The organism is Ignavibacteria bacterium (assembly GCA_041649015.1).
GTDB lineage: Bacteria > Bacteroidota > Ignavibacteria > Tepidaquicellales > Tepidaquicellaceae > CAIKZJ01.
Genome location: JBAZNU010000007.1, coordinates 157,692 through 180,064, shown reverse-complemented (window position 1 = coordinate 180,064; position 22,373 = coordinate 157,692). Strand labels below are relative to the sequence as shown.

General features: G+C 37.0%; 7 protein-coding genes. All 7 read left to right on the top strand.

Features of this window, described 5'->3' with window-relative positions; genetic code table 11:
* The first annotated feature begins 773 nt into the window (after positions 1 to 773).
* Positions 774 to 3,044, top strand: coding sequence for a T9SS type A sorting domain-containing protein (locus WC644_11790; GenBank protein MFA5012618.1), 2,271 nt, complete (start codon positions 774 to 776; stop codon positions 3,042 to 3,044).
* Between the two features lie 573 nt (positions 3,045 to 3,617).
* A complete protein-coding gene (locus tag WC644_11785) occupies positions 3,618 to 6,818 on the top strand; it encodes a C25 family cysteine peptidase (GenBank protein ID MFA5012617.1) in 3,201 nt (1,066 codons plus the stop codon).
* A 270-nt stretch (positions 6,819 to 7,088) separates the two neighbouring features.
* Positions 7,089 to 8,735: a tetratricopeptide repeat protein gene (locus WC644_11780; GenBank protein ID MFA5012616.1), complete on the top strand. Its 1,647-nt coding sequence runs from the start codon at positions 7,089 to 7,091 to the stop codon at positions 8,733 to 8,735.
* Positions 8,736 to 8,867: 132 nt separating this feature from the next.
* Positions 8,868 to 11,741, top strand: coding sequence for a S8 family serine peptidase (locus WC644_11775; GenBank protein ID MFA5012615.1), 2,874 nt, complete (start codon positions 8,868 to 8,870; stop codon positions 11,739 to 11,741).
* A 337-nt stretch (positions 11,742 to 12,078) separates the two neighbouring features.
* Positions 12,079 to 15,786: a C25 family cysteine peptidase gene (locus WC644_11770; GenBank protein ID MFA5012614.1), complete on the top strand. Its 3,708-nt coding sequence runs from the start codon at positions 12,079 to 12,081 to the stop codon at positions 15,784 to 15,786.
* A gap of 266 nt (positions 15,787 to 16,052) precedes the next feature.
* Positions 16,053 to 19,151, top strand: a complete 3,099-nt coding sequence (locus WC644_11765; protein MFA5012613.1) for a C25 family cysteine peptidase — start codon at positions 16,053 to 16,055, stop codon at positions 19,149 to 19,151.
* 300 nt (positions 19,152 to 19,451) lie between these two features.
* Positions 19,452 to 22,370, top strand: a complete 2,919-nt coding sequence (locus tag WC644_11760; protein MFA5012612.1) for a T9SS type A sorting domain-containing protein — start codon at positions 19,452 to 19,454, stop codon at positions 22,368 to 22,370.
* The last annotated feature ends 3 nt before the right edge of the window (positions 22,371 to 22,373 follow it).

Here is a 22,373-nt window from a genome sequence, read left to right as displayed (position 1 = left end):
GAAGATGATGCTTGTTAAATAATCATAATCAACATCTATTTTCAATGGCGCTGCTGAAAAGCGGCGCCTTTTTTATTTACAGGAAATCATCAAATATTATTAATCTTATCATGACTTAATAATTGAAAAAAGAGGCATAGGGTAACCAGCAAAACCAATTGACTTATTGCCTGTAAATAATTACAAAAACATATAAATCAAAGTGGTAAATGCAAACAAACTTAAGGCAACGTGAAATTTGCAGACTAATCGAACCATCGTTTATTAAAACTAAGCACTCGACAATAAATTAAAGACTTCTAAAACAGAGAGTAATCTTGTTGTCGTAAACCATGTTTCTGAAAGGAATTCTGCACTTTCCTGTAATTTGAATCAGTTGTTCTGTGAATTCATTCGAAGGGCCACTCTACGAAAATTTACTGTCGAATATTATAAGAAACTAACAACAAAACTTGTCAGAAATGAGACCCGCGATGAATTCCACTTAAAATGAAATTGAAATATTTTTAATAATTGATTATAATTTTAATTCATTCTTAACTCCTTTTATTAGTTAACTTATTGATAAATTAATGACTTAACATAAGGAGCTATCTTTTTGTCTTCCTCTTATTTTTGTCGTGTACTAAATTTAGCAAAAAAAGCATTAAATTTTGTGTTGCATTTTTGGTTAAATTCAGTTAAGATTGAATAAACTAATTTATTGGTTTCAATATCTTCAAGTACTAATTTGAATTACTTTTTTATAAAACTTAAAATGAAGGGAAAAAATTTTGAGAAAAATTTACTCGTTAGTTTTAGCTGTTTTAATTTTCATGACAGCTTCATTCAGTTATGCACAAAAGACAGATCATTCATTCGGTAAAGCACCGGAAAGCATGAATATGCCGAGTAGCATAATTAATGATAATTTATTAAATGCTAACAATCGCGGATTTGTTTACATTTCGGGGACAAATAGCCACCAATGGAATAAACAAGTCATGGGTAGTGTTGCAGTTACACCAATTGGTTCACCATTTACGACACCAGGTTGGATAGGTGCAACCGCAAGAACCTCAACAGGTATAATTTATGTTTGTAATCAGGCATCACCATTCCAGATTTGGTCACTTGATACTTTAACAGGCGCTCAGACGCTCGTTACGAGTGTGACAGGTGTACCATTTGCAAGTTTAACTGGTATAGTATGGGATCACACTACAAACACAATGTATGGTGTTGCATCAGACTTAACATCATCACAGATTTTAACGATTAATTTAACGACCGGTGTTGGAACTCCGATAGGTACAGCGTCAACTGTTTGCGGCGGTGCAATCGGAATTTACTGTGCACCTAACGGCACACTTTTTACAAACGACCTAGTAAATGATAACCTTGTTAAATGGGACAAAACAACAGGTGCACCGACTGTAGTCGGTCCTTTAAATTACGCTGCCAATTATGGACAGGATGGTGCATTTGATTTAAGTGACGGTACTCTTTATTTAGCTTCGGCAGGTCCAGGGAACATTCTCAGAATTTGTGATACCACGACGGGAGATGCATCAACAATTATAGGTACATATTCAGGACAACCGTCTTGTTTATCAATAGTAGCAGATGCAGGTCCGATTATTGTACACACACCGCTTCCAAACACGCAGAACGTTGCTGGTCCTTATTTAGTGAATGCAAATATAACAGCACAAGGTTCTACAATTTCTTCAGCAAAGGTTTTTTGGTCGAGAAATAATGTTTTACTCACTGACTCAATAGCAATGACAAATTCAGGAAGTAATTACTCAGCCAGTATTCCGGGAAATGGAACAAACTCAACCTATAGGTATCAAATCAGAGCATTACAGACAGATGGAAAAACAGGTTCTACAGGGGTTAACATGTTTATTGCTTCATCAACGGATACAACCAAACCGGTTATCACTCATACAACTCTTAATGATGTTCCGAAAACAGTTTGGCCCGCAACAGTTAACGCTCAGGTCACAGATCTTTTCGGTATTGACTCAGTTTGGGTAAGATGGTACAAAAATAACACCGGAACAGGTGTAAAACACTTCAAGCTTACTAATACAAGTGGTGACGACTATTCAGCAGCATTTAATTCTGTTAATTCTGATGTAATGCCCGGCGACTCAATATTCTACAAGATGTTTGCAAAGGATGCTTCAAATCAGCACAACACAGACTCCACAACTTTAAGATCGTTCGCGATTATTGCACAGGCAACTGCTTGTATAGGAACCGGTACAACATCAACAAGCTATCCGTTCTATACTCTTTACGAAGATTCAAGAACACAGATGCTGTACACGGCTGCAGAAATTACGGCAGCAGGCGGTGGTGCAGGATTTATCAACAAGCTCGGATTCACAATCTTAACCGTTGGTTCACCTGCAATGAGCAGCTTCTCAGTTAAGATGCAGACAATAACCGAAACAACTATATCAACCTGGACGACAACCGGTTGGACAGAAGTATTTACTTCTACAGGCTATACCCCTCCGGGAACGGGACTTCAATACATTGACCTTGCAACACCATACTTCTGGAATGGGACAGGAAGCTTGTTAATAGAAGTATGTTTCGATAATGATACGTGGTCAGGAAACAGTACCGTTGCAGGAACTACACAGACGGGAACGGTTGTACACAATCATGTTGACAATAGTGCAGGCTGCAACTTAACAGCAACTTCAACTGCTGCAACACGTCCTAATGTATGTCTTATTATTAACACAGGCGTTGGTGTAAACCCGGTAGGTTCAACAGTACCGCAGGTTTACTCATTAAGCCAGAACTATCCAAATCCATTTAATCCTTCAACAAAGATTAACTTTGCTATACCAAAGCAAGGATTAGTTACAATGAAGATTTATGATGTGCTTGGAAGAGAAGTAAGAACACTCGTAAACGAAGTTAAATCAGCAGGCACTTACACGGTTGATTTCAATGCTTCAGAATTCTCAAGCGGTGTTTACTTCTACAGATTACAGTCAGAAGGATTCACAGACATCAAGAAGATGATGCTTATAAAGTAAGAGCAGTAAACTGTAAGCAGTGAACTGTGACAGATAAAAATTTATTAAGGCGGTTAGAAATAGCCGCCTTTTTATTTTGTTTCATTTTAATCTGTGTTTATAAAAGCTTTGTTTCAGATTGAACCTATCTCAACCGAAATTGAATAGAAATTGAATAGAAATTGAATTATCTTTCACATAACTGCTATATTTAATTGGTGGTTAGCTAAATTTCAGCCATTTTTAGCAATGTTCAGCCTTTTTTAGCCATATTTCAGCCATTTTTAGCCTTACTTCAGCCTTTTTTAGCCTTACTTCAGCCTTTTTTAGCCATAAAGCAGCTTTAAGGTAGTGTGTTCTCGGCGTTATCTCAGCCAGATTTTTTATTCATTTGTACTTTGAATATCGGATGCTGAATTCTTAAGTAAGAATTGTATTCAATTAATAGTGTGAACTTGAGACAATTGAAAAAAGCCGAAATAAAAAATGACCGGTTTTTTATTTGTAAATTATTTTAAAATATTTCTATCTTCTATTTTAATAATATCTTTATTAAATTGTTTATTATTGTTTTATTAATTTTAACTTTATACAATGAAAAAACATCTTCTCACAGTATCAGCCATGCTGCTGTTTCTTTTTCTCCCGGTGTTTGTTTTTGCAAATGCCATTTCTAACGGCAGTACGGGAAAAGGTATCAATGTTAATATACTCGAGTCAAGACTTGGATATACTAAGATTGAATATACATTCAACGGTTACGATCAAAAAGAAATTTTAATTAACGGTAAAACTTACGTTTATCTAACAGCTCAGCCGGATATGGCGTTAATCATGGAAAAGGGTTCTCCTGAACTTCTCACATATAGAAAGAGTTTACTCATCCCTGATAATTCAGGAATGAATTACAGGATTCTTTCAAGAGACGCGGAAGAAGTGAGTACGCTTCCAATCATGCCTTCAAAAGGTCATTTCACAAGAGATATTGACCCTAATTCTGTTCCTTATACTTTCAGCAGTGTTTATTCTTCAGATAAATATTTTCCTGAAAACATCATATCACTTGATGATCCTTATATAGTAAGGGATTTTAGAGGATTGACGATCCAGTTTAATCCTATGCAATACAATCCTGTGAAGGGCAAGATGATGATAACAAAGAGAATTGTTATTGAAGTTTTTTCGGACAATTCAAAACAGGGATTAAATCCTTTTTTACGACTAAGACCGCTTGATAAAGTATCAAATGAATTTTCTGTTTTATATCATGATCTTTTCATGAATTACGGATTTGGTTCAACAAGGTTTGATTCAATTCCTGAACCGGGTAAGATGCTTGTTATCTGTCCGACAGCGTATATGACAACAATTCAGCCATTCGTTCAGTGGAAACAATCACGCGGGTTAAATGTTACTGTAGCAGAATATCCTACAGCAACAGGTTCAGGAAATACAGCAATTAAAACATACATACAGAATATGTATAATTCTGCGGGTTCTGTTACTTACATTGTATTGGTTGGAGAAAGCACAGACATTCCCACATTAAACGGGCAGTATGAATCTGCAGCATCAGACCCATGCTACGTAAAACTCGCGGGAACTGATGCTTATCCTGACGCTTTTATATCTCGTATATCCTGTCAGGGAACTGAGAAGGTAAACTATGTAATCCAAAAAGCAATTAAATTTGAAAGAGATATAAATTTCGGTGCTGCATGGTACAATAAAGGTACCGGTATAGGCGGACCAGATAACGGCGGTTCACCATCATATACAGATTCAATAAGAATGAATTTGGTAAGAGATACGTTAATGTTAGGTGGATTTACGCATGTTGATAAAGTAAACGGACCCGTAGCCACTGCTCAGACTTTGATAAACGTACTAAACGACGGCAGATATGTTTTAAATTACATAGGACATGGTTCCGGAACATCATGGAGTAATACGGGATTTGCAGTTGCCAATGCATATCAACTCGCAAACGGATGGAAGCAGCCATACTTGTTTGATGTTGCTTGTTTAAATGGCAAATTCACTCTTCCTGAATGTTTAGCGGAAGCACTTCTAAGAGCAGGAGATACTTCTGATCCGAAAGGCTGTGTCGGCATTTTTGCATCCTCAACAAACGCAAGCTGGGTACCGCCTTGTGATATGCAATTATACGCAAATCACCTCATGTCACGTCAATTTAGAAAAACAGCTGGTGCAATGTCATTTTTCGGTGTAATGTATGCCATGGATAAATGGGGACACAGCACAGGAGAAGGCTTGAAATTAATGGAACAATACAACATTTTTGGCGATTGCTCACTCTTGTTGACAAGAGGTGTTCCTCTCGGACCTGCAATCTCACACAGCCCGCTGCCGAATACAGAAAATATGACAGGACCTTATGTAGTAAATGCATCGATAAATACGATTAACTCAGGATTGGTAACCGGCAGGACAAAGCTGTTCTGGACGAGAGCAACAGCATTTGACAGTGTAACAATGACCAATTCAGGAGGTATTAACTGGACAGCAAACATACCGGGAAACGGTTCAGCAGCACTTTACAAATATTATATTTCGACAATAGATTCGATGGGAAGAACTTCAGTATCACCGGGAGGAGCTCCATTGAATTATTATTCTTTCAACGCAGCTACAGATATCACGAAACCTGTTATAACACATACATCACTTACGGACGTCCCGCTCACATTATGGCCGCCTACAGTTTCTGCCAATGCAACCGATAATATTGGAATAGATTCTGTTTGGGTAAAGTGGTACAAGAACAACACAAGCACGGGAATTAAACAATTCAAACTGCTTAATACAAGCGGTTCAAGCTTTAGTGCCCTATTTAATTCTTTACCCGGCGATGTCAGCGTGCATGACTCAATATTCTACAGAGTCTATGCGAGGGATAATTCAAGCCAGCACAATACAGATTCAACTACATTGAATTCATTCAAGATAATATCACAAACAACTGCTTGCATTGGAACGGGTACAACATCAACAAGTTTTCCTTTCTACACTCTATATGAAGACTCGAGAACTCAGATACTTTACAAAGCATCTGAAATAGTCGCAGGTGCAGGTGCAGCAGGATTTATAAATAAGATCGGTTTCACAGTATTAACCGTCGGTTCCCCTGCTATGAACGGATTCACGATAAAGATGCAGACAATATCAGCAACAACGATAACATCGTGGCTAAATTCAGGATGGTCAACGGTTTACACTAATTCCGCTTACACACCGGCAGGAACAGGTTTGCAGTACATTGAACTTGCAACACCTTACTACTGGAATGGTACAGGTAACCTATTAATAGAAATCTGCTTCGATAATTCAACATGGTCGTCTAACTCGACCGTAGCGGGTACTTCACAAACAGGTACAGTAGTTCACAACCACGTTGATAATAGTGCTGGATGTAATTTAACAGCGACATCAACAGCTTCTACGCGTCCTAACATATGCATGGTAATTAATACTGCAACGGGAGTGAATCCTGTCGGAACAAGTACCCCATCTGTTTATTCATTAAGCCAGAACTATCCTAATCCGTTTAACCCCGCAACAAAGATAAACTTTGCACTTCCAAAACAAGGATTCGTATCTCTCAAGATTTATGATGTACTTGGAAGAGAAATCAGGACACTCATTAACGAAGTAAAATCAGCGGGTAACTATACAGTTGATTTCAATGCTTCTGAATTCGCAAGTGGTGTTTACTTTTACAGGCTTGAATCGAATGGTTTCAGCGATATCAAGAAAATGATGCTGATAAAATAATGTCAGACAAACAGGCATTGTAAAAGCCAAAATTTATTCTATACGAAGGCGGTCATTTGGCCGCCTTTGTAATTTTTGCTGATAAATAAAATCAGTGTTTTTGTTTAAGATATACTTCATAAACTTAAGGCACAAATTAAGTCGAGTTTTTTATTCCCAATAGACCAATATTAACATGAACACTAATTAGTTTCTTTGAATTGAATGTAGAATACTATTTAATTAAATTATTTTTAATTTATAAACAGAGATAGAAAACAAAAGTTAAACATGAAGATATCCCTAAAGCTTTCCTTAATCATAATAGCGGCTGCCTCTTTTATAGTCTATTTCAACACATTAAATAATAACTTCGTTTATGACGATGAGACTATAATCGTCAAGAATGCAGATAATCTTCGCTTACAGAATATTCCGGGTTATTTTACCAATCAGGGCGAATACCGTTACGCATTCGGGCCTTTATACAGACCGCTTATAATGACATCATTTGCCGTTGACCACACCTTGTTCGGACTCAAACCCGGAGGATATCATTTCATGAATATTATTTTCCATGCTGTTTCAACGATGTTTTTATTTCTTATTCTATTAATGTTCTTTGGAAAATATGAAAACGGAATTCTTGCTTCATTACTGTCATCATTAATTTTTGCGGTGCACCCCGTTCATACAGAAGCGGTATCATTTATCAGTTCAAGAACAGACGTTTTAGCAACCATGTTCCTTTTTATTTCTTTTTACTGTTTTTTAATATTGCGTGGTTTTTCACTCCCAAAATTTCAAAAGGAAAAAGGAAAGGATAAAAAGCAATCACAACAACAAAAACCTGTTTCAGAAAAATATTTTATTTATTGTTTGTTGTTTTATTTTCTTGGACTTTTATCTAAAGAAATGATTATAACTTTGCCTCTTATATTCCTGCTTTTTGATTTGCTCATTTCAAAGGAAAAAATCAAAGTGGTATATAAAAATTACATTTATCTTTTCGGAGTAACAATATTATATTTGATTATCAGACACTTTGCAATACAAGGGATTGAAAAAAAGCTTGTGTCTGACTGGTTCTACGGCAAAGATTCGATTGTTATCATTGCGACCATGGTAAAAACCATCCCGGTATACTTCAAACTGATGTTTTTTCCTATAGGCCTGGTCTACAACTATAATGGCGTAATTTCATATTCAAACACACTTCTTGATTTAAACAGTTTTCTTTCGATATTATTTATAATTACCGCAATAACATTATCATTTTACTTAATAAAAAACAAAGTTTACTATTCATATTCTATTTTAGTATTTTTTATAGGATTGCTGCCTGTCATAAATATTATACCTACTGCAAATATTATGGCTGAAAGATATTTATATATGCTTACTTTCCCGTTATGCATCGCTATTGCATACTTTATTTCAACAAATTCAAATATTAAAAATATAAAGACATATACATGGATTTTATTGATAATAATTGTATTCTTTGGAATTCTAACAATTCAACGAAATCAGGTATGGAAAACGAATGAAACATTATGGATGTCAGCAGAAGGCGATAGCAGCCCTGCATCAATGATAAATATAGCAGGTTTATATACAAGGTCAAATCAGATAGATAAAGCCGAAAAGCTATACATCGATGCTTTAGAAATAAATCAATATATGATTAATGCTCATATAAACCTTGGTATTATCAATATGATTAGGGGGAAATATGACACAGCAGAAGTAAAACTCAGAAATGCTCTGGAAATTGATTCCAAGAATCCTAATGCTAATTACATGTATGCTAAACTAAAACTTATGACAAACAAGCCGACAGAGGCAAAAAATATTTTTGAAAACATGGAATCTAATTTACTTGAATATAAAGATTCAAAACGATTGCTTGATTCTCTCAAAAAATTGGGTATTTAGGCTTTAATTGATCCCTATATATTATTCTTCAATTTCTATACATCCTTAAATAGTTTTATCTTTTACATGAATTTTGTATCTTTAATATCAGAAAGTAAACAAAACCTCTATAAATAATTAAATAACACCGTAATGAAAAAATTATTTTTAATCGTCTTATTGCTTATAGCATACTCAGCATCCTATGCACAGTTTGCAGAAGTTAGCACAAGACTTAAACAGAAACTTTCATCGATGAGCCCGATGGAGTACACCCCCGTTCTTATTCTTCTTAAAGACAGGGTTAATATAGAAGCTCTTGATGCACAGCTTTATTCACAAAAAGCTAATGCACAATACCGTGCAAAGACTATAATTGAAGCTTTAATGGAAAAAGCTCGTACAACTCAAGGTCCAATTCTGTCTGCACTTGAAAGTAAGAAAATGGCAGGAAAGGTAAGAAGCTATGAAGCATTCTGGATAACTAATATGATTCTTGTTGACGCCAACGCCGAAACTATATTGGACTTAACTAGAAGAGCAGATGTTGATCAAATTGATTTGGACGGATTATTAGATTACGATAAACCTGTTAGCAGAAGTGATGCACCGGAAGGAACAGAAGCATCAGAGATTGGACTAAAAGTTATTAAAGCAAATAAGTTGTGGGAAATTGGAATTACTGGGCTTGGAAGACTCGTCATGAATATTGATACTGGTGTTGAGGGTACTCATCCTGCTCTTTCAGCCAGATGGCGTGGAAATAACGGTCAGCCCTGGTGGAGAGCATGGTTTGATAAGAATGGAAGTACTACAACTCCAACAGATTGCGATGATCATGGAACACATACAATGGGTATTATGTGCGGACGTTCGGCAGCAGGTGATACGGTTGGAGTTGCACCTAACGCACAATGGATAGCAGCAAGAACAATTTGTTCATCACCGCACACAAGCAATTCTATTGCAGCATTTCAGTGGGCAATGAATCCAGACAGTAATGCAAGTACAACCAGCGACATGCCGGATGCTATAGGAAATTCATGGTATGATCCGGACGTATCAAATGAATGTTCAGGAATTTATAAAACAACTCTTGATGCTCTTGAAGCAGCAGGTATTGCTGTTGTTTTCTCTTGCGGAAACAGCGGTCCGAGCGGAACGAGTATTACAAAGCCAAAAAATATAAACACAAATTCAGTAAATGCTTTCACAGTTGGAAGTATAAATGGAAATTCGTCGTTTCCTTATCCAATTTCTTCATACTCTTCAAGAGGACCTTCAGTATGCGGCGGAACAGGTTCATTATTAATAAAACCCGAAGTTTGTGCTCCGGGTGAGAATGTAAGATCTTCAGTAAGAGGCGGTGGTTATACAACTATGTCAGGTACATCTATGGCATGTCCGCACATTGTGGGTGCTGTTGCTCTTTTAAGAGAAGTTGCACCTAACTTAACCGGAAAACAGATTCTCGAAGCTCTTTATAATACGGCAGTTCAGCTTCCCGTTGGCGGAGTTGAAAATAACGATTACGGTAAAGGTGTTATTGATGTTTATGCAGCATTCCAATCTTTAGGACCGATGATCTCACATACGCCTCTGCCGAATACTGAAAACCTTACGGGTCCGTGTTTAATAAATTCAGAAGTAACTTCAGTTCTTTCCGGTGTTTCTACTGCAAAACTTCTCTGGTCAAGAAACAACACTAATATCACAGACAGCGTTGTTATGACAAAAGGCACAGGAAATAACTGGTCCGCCTCAATTCCGGGAAACGGTACAGCAGCTGTTTACAGGTATTTCATTAAGGCAATCGACAGCACTGACAGAGTCGGAACTAATCCTCCCGGTGCTCCTGCTGTACTTAACGTATTTACAGCATCACCCGATACATCAAAACCCATCATAACTCATACAACGATTGCAGATGTTCCAAAAACAACCTGGCCTGCAACAGTAACCGCAGTAGTAACGGATAATATAGGACTCGACTCTGTATGGGTGAAATGGTATAAAAATAGTACAGTAACCGGAATAAAAATGTTTAAACTTCTTAATACCGGAGAGAATAATTTCGCTGCTCAATTCAATTCAGCCAATTCAGATGTTAACGTTAATGACTCAATTTTCTACCGTGTATTTGCTAGAGATAATTCGCTTGCTCATAATACAGATTCCACTACACTCAGGACGTTTAAAATAATTGCTCAGGCCACTGCTTGTATAGGAACGGGCACATCATCTACAAGCTATCCGTTCTATACGCTTTACGAAGACTCAAGAACACAGATGCTTTACAAGTCCTCAGAAATTATAGCAGGAGGTGGTGCAGCGGGATTCATCAACAAGATTGGATTCACTATATTAACAGTCGGTTCCCCTGCAATGAACGGATTCTCTGTAAAGATGCAGACTATTGCTTCATCCACAATATCTTCATGGACCACGACAGGATGGACAGAAGTATATACTTCCTCTTCATACTCACCTGCAGGAACAGGATTACAGTACATAACCTTAACAACACCTTATTATTATAACGGAACGGGAAATCTTCTCGTTGAGGTCTGTTTTAATAATACAACTTGGTCATCGAATACAACAGTGGCTGGAACTTCTCAGACTGGTACGGTAGTTCACAATCACGTAGACAACTCAACAGGTTGTAACCTTACTGCTACATCTACTGCGGCTAATCGACCGAATGTATGTCTTGTTATTAACACAGCTGTTGGGGTAAATCCATCAGGTGCAAACGTACCTAACGTTTACTCATTGAGCCAGAATTATCCTAATCCGTTTAATCCTTCAACAAAGATAAACTTTGCAATTCCAAAGCAGGGACTTGTCACATTGAAGATTTATGACGTACTCGGCAGAGAGGTAAGAATACTTGTAAATGATGTTAAATCGGCAGGTAACTATACTGTTGATTTTAATGCATCTGAATTCTCAAGCGGTGTTTATTTCTATCGCATTCAGGCAAATGATTTTTCGGACGTAAAACGCATGCTGTTGGTCAAATAATAAAGTTATAAAGTTATATATAAAAGGCAGACGGATTAACCGTCTGCCTTTTTTGTTATTATAGTCAAATAAGTTTTACACCCTAAATTATAATCTAATTTTCGAATGACTTCCTTTTGATAATTAAATAGTGGTTCAATTAATGGTTCATTTAAAGGGAACTTTATTTTTTCTTTAAAATACTATTTTTCAATTCTATGCAATTATAAGTTTAATTTTAAAACTAATTTTCATAATTTTGAAATATATAATTATATGTGTTGAATATAAATATAGTTGAAATTTATTATCTCTCTCCGAACATTAAAATTCTTATCAATTTTAAATTTATACATATATGAAAAAATTTAATCTCTTTATTTCCCTTTTTATCACATTACTGTTAATAAGCTCAGCAGCATATTCTCAGCAAATTAGCTATTCAGATAATTGGGGACCAAACGGATTTACATTAACATCTCAGAAATCTAGTGGTGTCAGTGTAAATTTTTCAGTTACAAAACTTTATTTAGATGACGTTGTCGTAAATGGCTCAACGTTAAAAGCAGCAAAGATTGAAGGTGTTTTCCTTCCTAATGATGCGGGAAAACCTGACCTTGCGGGAACAGGTAGGTACATAGCTATTCCTCAGGGAGCAACTGCAACTTACAGAATTATTTCAGTAAGAACTGAAATTATTAAAAATGTTGACATAGCTCCAGCACCGGTAATTCCAAAAGACGACGACCCAACTCCTCTGAAATATAACAAAGATTTCAGTGTGTACGGCAAAAGCAGTCTTTATCCGGAATCACCCGTTATACTTTCAGAGCGTCAGCAAATACGCGGTGTAGACGTTGTAATGCTCGGTATCACACCATTCCAATACAATCCTGCAACCAAAGAATTAACCGTATACAAAGATATTCAGGTAGAAGTTAATTTCATTGGGGGAAACGGACATTTTGGAATTGATTCGTACAGAAGCAGATGGTGGGAACCAATCCTTAGCGATGCTATAGCAAATTATTCGTCTTTACCTAGAATTGATTTCTCAAAGCAAAATCCGTTAGACGCTTATGGTTATGAATATGTAATTATCATTCCAAACAATCCTATTTATGCTCCATGGGCTGATACATTAAGAAAGTTCAGAACAGCACAGGGTATCAAAACAGGGATATTTACTCTTGCTCAAATTGGAGGCAACAATGTTGAAGGGATTAAAGCGTGGGTTGTGAATGCTTACAATAACTGGGCTGTAAAACCCGTTGCCGTATGTTTGATGGCTGATTACAGTACTGACCCATCGGGCAATACCGGTATAATTTCTAAACTTCAGCCAGATTCGGGATATCCAAACTTCGCATCCGATAATTATTATGCAGATGTCAATAATGACGAAATGCCGGAAATTGTTTTTTCAAGGATTATCGGAAACAATGATACACAACTTCAGACTCTCATAACAAAGAATATAAATTATGAAAGAAATCCTCCTGTTAATCCAAGCTTCTACAGTAAACCTATAACAGCATTAGGGTGGCAGACGGAAAGATGGTTCCAGATTTGCTCTGAAGTACTTGGAGGATTCTTTAAAAGTATGGGCAAGACTCCGACAAGAATAAATAAAGTATATTCCGGTACTCCCAGTACAACATGGTCAACAGCTACTAATACTTCCACAGTAATTAACTATTTTGGAACTGCCGGAAACCTTAAATACATTCCAATGACACCGGATTCACTCGGTGGATGGAATGGCGGTACAGCAACGATGGTTAATAATGCAATAAATCAGGGTTCTTTCCTTTTACAGCATAGAGATCACGGTGAGTACGTAGGATGGGGAGAACCATCTTACTCGACATCAAATATAAGCGGTTTAACTAATACAGACCTGACATTCGTTTACTCGATCAACTGTCAGACAGGAGCATATCATAATCCATCAGGTTGTCCGTCCGAAGGCTCTTTCGTCGAGGTATTCTACAGGTATAAATACAACAATCAAAACTCTGGTGCTCTCGGTTTGGTTTGCCCTGCTGAAGTATCATACTCTTTCGTAAACGATACTTACTGCTGGGGTATGTATGATAACATGTGGCCAAACTTTATGCCTGATTATGGTACAACTCCGCCATCAAGAGACGTTAAACCTGCATTCGGAATGGCTGCCGGAAAGTATTTCCTGCAGCAATCATCATGGCCGTACAACACCAGTAATAAACTCGTAACATACAGACTTTTCCATATGCATGGCGATGCATTCTTGAATCTATTCTATGAAGTTCCTCAGAACTTAGTTGTTAACCATGCTAACGTTATTTTATCAGGTGTAAACACATTCAGTGTTACCGCTAATACCGGTTCATTCATCGCTATCTCTCAGGATACAAGTGTACTTGGAACAGCAACCGGAACCGGTTCACCGGTATCTATCACAATTCCTGGAACACAAGTTCCGGGACAATTTTTAACAGTAGTAGTTACAAAGCAAAACTATTACAGGTATGAATCTAATGTTCAGGTTATACCTCCGTCGGGTCCTTATGTTATTAAAGACTCTATTGCTATCAACGATGCACCTCCTCTCGGAAACGGGAACGGATTAATGGACTTCAGTGAAACTAATAAACTTGCACTAAGAGTTAAAAACGTCGGCTCGGCAACAGCTACCGGAGTTTCTGTGAAAGTCACAGAAAATGATCCTTTTATTACTATGACTGACTCAACTGAAACCTACGGAGATATAGCAGCAAACTCATCAATTATTAAGACAGATGCATTTGCTTACACAGTAGCAGGAAATATACCAGATGGCAGAAGTGTTGACTTTACAGTAACAGCAACCGGTAGTTCAACAGAATGGACCAGCAACTTTAGTATCACAGCACATTCTCCGGTTATTAAGATGGGTTCGCTCTCAATTATTGATTCTGCAGGAAATAATAACGGCAGATTCGACCCGGGTGAAACGGTAAAATTTAATATACCTATACTTAACACAGGTTCATCGAATGCAACAAGCGTATGCGCAAGATTATTCTCTCTTACGTCCGGTGTTACTATTGCAGGCGATAGCTTACATTACGGTTTAATAAATTGCAATGACTCTCTCAACAAACAATTCAATTTATCAGCAGAACCCACAATGCCTATCGGTACTTTAGCTAAGTTTGTACTAAAATCTTATACGGCAGGAGGTCTAATTACTTGTATCGATTCATTCGATGTTACTGTAGGACAGAACTGGTCAATTATCGGAACTGGAACGACTTCAACCAGCTATCCGTTCTATACGCTTTATGAAGACTCAAGAACACAAATGCTTTATAAGTCTTCTGAATATCTCGCAGGAGGCGGATCTCCGGGATTCATTAATAAAATTGGATTTACAATATTAACTCTCGGCTCACCTGCTATGAGCGGTTTTTCGGTAAAGATGCAGACTATTTCTGCTTCATCTATTTCCACATGGACAACAACAGGATGGACAGAAGTTTATACTTCTACTTCATACATTCCTGGGGGTACAGGACTTCAGTATATTAACCTTACTACGCCTTATTATTATAACGCAACAGGTAATCTGCTTATCGAAATTTGTTTCAACAATGAAACATGGTCTTCAAACACAACGGTAGCAGGTACATCTCAAACCGGTACAGTAGTTCACAACCACGTTGATAATAGTGCCGGATGTAATCTGACAGCCACATCTACGGCAGCAACTCGTCCGAATATTACATTCCTGTTCAATACTGCAGTAGGTGTAGACCCGGTTGGAGTATCAATACCGAAGGTTTATTCATTAAGCCAGAATTATCCAAATCCGTTTAATCCCTCAACAAAGATTAACTTCGACTTGCCTAAACAAGGATTAGTTTCTCTTAAAATTTATGACGTTCTTGGTAGAGAAATAAGAACGCTCGTTAATGAAGTTAAATCCCCTGGCAGCTATACTATAGATTTTAATGCCTCCGAATTTGCAAGCGGTGTTTATTTCTATAGGCTTCAGGTAAATGATTTCACTGATATAAAAAGAATGATGTTAATTAAATAAACTTGTTAAACTATTGAATATAAGGGTGCTGAACAGTTTCAGCACCCTTTTTTATTTATAATTTCTTTCAGATTATTAATAATTATTAAGATTTTTTAATAATATTTTTGAATAGAATATCATTAAAGAAATTATTAGTTTTATGAATATATTTTCCCGGGATAGTAGATATTATCTCATATCATAATGATAAGCTAAAGGTTGAATAATCAATACATCTTTTATATTTTAATTAATAGGATTTCCAAATCTAAAAACATTTCCTTATGAACAAATTTATTAAGTATTTAATTTTCCCGCTTTTTATTTTAATGTTTGCTTCCTTTACATATTCAAAAGAGTATCCGAAGGGTGTTAAATTGATAAAAGACGGTAATAACTACATAGTAGAATATTCGTTACCGCAGTACATAATGTCTGAAGTCAGGGGCGGTAATGAAACATTTACTTCTCTTGATATTCCTGAATATGGATTTACATCACAGGTCGGACAACCTAAACTGCCTCAAATTTCATTCTTTCTATTGATAAACAAGAATGAATCCGCTCCCGGATTAAACGTTCTCAGTAGAAATAAAAGTACTATAGAGCTGAGTTCTTTAATATACCCGGCTCAAATGCCTTGGGAGAAAACACAAAAACTCGAAGATAGACCATTTACAATCGATAGGGCTTATTACAGCTCTAAAGGCAGCTCGGACGGTCCATTTGCAACAATATCTGAACCTTTCGTAATTGCCGGGGCAAAAGGTGTTATGGTCACAATATATCCTTTTACATACAATCCCTCTTCCAATAAATTGGAAGCTGCTATTCAGGGTAAGTTCAGAATTAATTTGCAGTACTCCTCAAATCTTGATTTCTCTCCAAGACCCGCAATGGATGGGTTCTTTGACGTAAACTTTGTTAACTATGAATTCAAGAATGCAAAAGGTACAAACAATTATTTAATAATAACTGCACCTGAATTCGAAAGCGGTCTTTCTCCTTTCGTAACTCATAAACAAGGGCTCGGTTACAACGTGACTGTTGTAAATACTGGTGCAACAGGTACTACAAATTCTGCAATTAAAACGTACATTCAGAATCTGTATAACAATATCTCAACAAGACCTGAGTTCATTCTACTTGTCGGAGATATAGATAAAATCCCCTGCTGGACAGGAACAGGTACAGGAAGTCCAAGCACTGATTGGAACTATGCACTTCTTGAAGGTGGCGATATGTACGTAGATGCATTCCTCGGAAGATTCCCGATTCAAAACCTGACACAACTTGGCAATATAATTACAAAATCCATTTACATGGAAAATGGAGTAAATAGCTTATGGAAAAAGAATGTGTTCATGGCTTCAACCGATAACCACTCAATTAGCGAAGGCTCTCATAGTTTTGTTATTGATTCATTCTTTGTTCCGGGCGGCTTTACCGTTAACACGAAGCTTTGGTCTTACTACGGTGCAACTACAGCCCAGGTATCACAGTCTATAGACTCGGGAAAAATTTTCGCTATTTATTCCGGTCACGGCTCTGAAACGTCATGGGCTGATGGTCCTTCGTTCTCGCAATCAAATGTTAATGCACTAAATAATACAATATTTCCATTCGTTTATTCATTTGCATGTATTACAGGTTCTTATCATATTTCAGGTGAATGTTTTGCGGAAACATGGATTAGAAGCCCGAAAGCAGGTTCTGTTTTTTGGGGCTCATCAGTCAATTCTTATTGGGATGAAGATGATATTCTTGAAAGACGAATCGGAAGAGCTTTATTCACTGAAAACCTGAAGAAAACAGCCGAGAACTTTGTTAGAGCTAAGATTCTTTTGGTTCAGCACTTCGGAGGCTTAACAGGAATGATGCAAAGATACATCGAAATGTACAATTGTATGGGCGATCCTTCAATTTATCAATTGTCATATGGACCCGCAATAGCACACACACCGCTTTCAAATACTGAAAACCTTACAGGGCCTTACATTGTCAATTGTACTGTCAGTCCTTCAGGCAGTGCTATTACAGGTACCAAACTATTCTGGTCTAGAGCAACAACTTATGATAGTGTTACTATGACAAACACAGGTGGTAATAACTGGACTGCTAATATACCGGGAAATGGGGCATCATCAGTTTACAGATATTTTATAAGGACTCAGGATGCAATGAACAGAGTTACATATCTGCCCGGTGGAGCACCTGCAAACTATTTTACATTTACTGCAGCTACAGATATTAATAAACCCGTTATTTCTCATACTACCATTCCGGACGTTCCAAAAACTCAGTGGCCTGCAACCATTACTGCAAACGTTACCGATAATATTGGAATCGATTCAGTTTGGGTTAAATGGTATAAGAATTCACCCGCTGGAGGAATCAAGATGTTTAAACTTTTAAACACAAGCGGTTCCATTTTCAGCGCTCCGTTTAATTCTGCTATCTCGGACGTAAATGTTAACGATTCAATATTTTATTGCATTTGGGCTCAGGATAATTCTATTCAGCATAACTGCGACTCAACTACTATTAGGTCATTTAAAATTATCTCTCAAACTACAGCTTGTATCGGAACAGGCACAACTTCTACAAGTTATCCTTTCTATACTCTGTACGAAGATTCAAGAACTCAGATGTTATATAAATCATCTGAAATTCTTGCGGGTGGAGGTGCAGCTGGTTTTATTAATAAAATCGGATTCACAATATTATCTGTTGGAGATCCCGAAATGAGTAACTTCTCCGTGAAGATGCAGACAATTACTCCTTCCACTATCACATCATGGACAACTACTGGCTGGACAACGGTTTTTTCAGGAACATATAATCCAGCAGGAACAGGTCTACAGTATATTAATTTAACAACTCCTTATTTCTACAACGGGACAGGTAACCTGCTTATCGAAGTATGCTTTGATAACACAACATGGTCCTCAAATACTACGGTTGCAGGTACATCACAAACAGGAACTGTTATTCATAACCATGTTGACGGATCTTCAGGATGTACTCTGACCTCTACATCCACAGCATCTTCACGTCCGAACCTTTGTATGATAATAAACACAACCACGGGCGTAAATCCTGTTGGAACATCGTTACCTCAAGACTACACATTAAGACAAAACTATCCGAATCCGTTTAATCCAACGACAAAAATCAACTTTGCTCTTCCAAAACAAGGATTAGTATCGTTAAAGATTTACGACATTCTTGGAAGAGAAGTAAAAACACTCATTAATGAAGTGAAATCTGCAGGAAACTATACTGTTGATTTTAACGCATCAGAATATTCAAGCGGTGTTTATTTCTATAAACTTGAATCAAACGGTTTCAGTGATATAAAAAAGATGATGTTAATAAAATAAAAACATAAGTCTTCATTATATACCAAAAAGGTGCCGGGTTCGGCACCTTTTTTATTTGTTATATCACCTAATATACTGTTTTTATAATATTTTAGGTACTTCACAATCTCTTTATACATTATATTTTAATCCATATCTAATACAGTACTAATACAGTATAAATACAGTACTAATACAGTATAAATTGTTTAAATTCTATTATTGCAATTACTAAAACTAATTAAGATATGCTCATTTTCACATATTATATTATTCAAATTAATTATATTAAATAAATTTATTAATTTAATTTCCCTTATTATGAGATTGAAACTAATACTCGTTTCTTTGACATTAATTTTTGCATTCGGCATCAGTAATTTTTCAAATGCTCAAATAAGTGTCGAAGGAAAACCTCTCAGCAACTCTTATCAATTGAAAGCTAACATAGAAACATTTACCATGCCTGATTTTGATGTTGAAAAAATGCTAAGAGAAGACGCATTCGAATCACAATTTAAAGATATACCGCCAAGATTCGGGAAGAATTTTGACGTAAACTTTGGTTATGCAAATTCTGGTACAATAGATATTCTACCTAATGGAACCAAGGTCTGGAGATTAGCGATTAGATCTCCGAAAGCTGTTTCTATAAACCTTATTTTCGATAAATTCAATTTGCCTAAAGGCTCTACCTTCTTTATCTACAGCAAGGATAAAAGCCAAGTGTTCGGTGCTTATACAGAAATTAACAACCAACCCTCGAATATTTTTTCAACAACTCCTTGCATAGGTGAAGAAATAATACTCGAGTATAATGCCCCCCTTGGTTTGAGAGACCCGGAAATAAACTTATCATCTGTTATTCACGCATATAAAAATGTTTTCAATTATATGCAGATTAAAGATTACGGCGGTTCAGGTTCCTGCAACCGAAATGTATTCTGTCCGGACGGAGACTCTTACAGAGAACAAATTCGTGCGGTTGCTTTGATTATTAACGGCAGCGGTTCAAGATGGTGCACTGGTTCTTTGGTCAATAATACAAGATTTGACGGAACACCCTTTTTCTTAACAGCAAATCATTGTATTTCAGGACAAAATGTTGCTAACTGGGTCTTCATATTCAAATATGAAGCTCCTACTTGTCCTAATCCCGGAGGTGATGGTCCAACAACTTTCTCAATAAATGGGTCGACTCTGCTCGCTAATAACTCACATTCAGATTTTGCTTTACTTAAACTTTCAAGTAAACCCCCTGTAAGTTACAATGTTTATTACAATGGCTGGAGTCGTTCAAATGTACCCGCTACCGGAGGCGTCGGAATCCATCACCCTGCAGGTGACGTAAAGAAAATATCTTATGCTATGTTACCTTATACTCCAAGAACATATTTAGGAACTACAGTCCCGGGTGACAGTTCACACTGGCATGTTTCTTGGACGACTATGCCGGGTTCAGGACAAATTGCAATTACTGAAGGCGGTTCATCCGGATCTCCAATTTACGACCAGAATAAACGCGTCGTCGGTCAGCTTCATGGTGGGTACTCATCATGTACAGCTGCAGACAAAACAGATTACTATGGTAAATTTGACCGTTCCTGGAACTACGGTACGACACCTGCAACAAGGCTTAAAGACTGGCTTGATTCAGCAAACACAGGCGTAATGTTTGTAGATGGTTTCGACCCGAACTCAGGACCTCTAAATACATTTGCTTTACAGTCTCCTAATGCTGGTGTTAATGTAACAACGATACCCGGTTCAAGTACCGTTTACACTTTTAATTGGGATACATCTACGGCAGCAGCATCATACAAATGGATCTTTGGAACATCTTTACCCGTTAGATTGCTATCTATTGCTGTTCCGACAAAACCTTTCGATGTTTCACTCGGCCAGCTTGATACATACTTGGCAAGCCTGGGAGTTGCTCAGGGTGGTTCTATAAGTGGTTCTTGGGATGTATGGGCTTTCAGGAATAATCCTCCTGCAAATGATTCTCTTAAAGCATCAAACGGTCCGAGAACTATTACTTTCACGCGAACTATGCCATCACTAACAGCATTCTCGCTCGTTAGTCCTATAAATAATGCAAGAATAGAAACACAGTCTGGCAGCTCAGCTCCGCTAAAGATAAACTGGAATAGATCTGGAGCAGGAACAACATATAAATGGTTCTATGCATCACCAAACTTTAGTTCTCCTTCAAACATTAAATTCCGCTTTACATCTGATAATAGCGGGTATGATAGTGTACTTTCAACAACTATAGGCAGTATGGATTCCCTTCTCTCAGGAATCGGAGTAGCTATGGGAGATTCAACTGTCGGACAATGGAGAGTTTATGCTTATACAAGTACTGATTCTCTGGCATCTACACAAACAAATAATATAACATTTAAGAGACTTCCTATTGCAACTTCTTGCATCGGAACAGGTACTACATCAACAAGTTATCCTTTCTATACTTTATATGAAGATTCAAGAACACAAATGCTTTATAAAGCGTCAGAAATTATCGCTGGCGGAGGTATTGCGGGGCAGATATCAAAAATTGGTTTTGATGTTTTAACTGTAGGATCTCCTTCGATGAGTAATTTCTCAATTAAAATGCAGATGATTACTTCTTCAACAATCTCATCTTGGACTAATACTGGCTGGACAGAAGTATATTCCTCTGCATCTTATATCCCGTCAGGAACAGGTCTGCAATACATAGAACTGCAGATACCGTTTCATTTCAACGGAACCAGTAACCTACTCATTGAAGTTTGCTTTGATAACACAACATGGTCCTCAAATACTACGGTAAAGGGTTCATCGCAAACGGGAACTGTAGTACACAACCATATTGATGATGGAACAGGATGCAGTTTGACTGCAACTTCCACTGCATCAACAAGACCAAATTTATGTTTAGTAATGACACCACTAGTTGGTATTATAAACAATAATCAGAATGGATTACCGATAATTTACACATTATCACAAAACTATCCCAATCCGTTCAATCCTGTTACTAAAATTAACTTTGCAATCCCCAAACAAGGATTAGTTTCTCTAAAAATATACGATGTTCTGGGTAGAGAAGTAAAAACACTCGTGAATGAAATCAAGTCTGCAGGTTTCTATTCCGTTGATTTTAACGGAAATGAATTTGCTAGTGGCGTTTACTTCTATCGCCTCGAGTCAGAATCATTTAGAGACACGAAGCGTATGTTGCTTGTAAAATAAGAT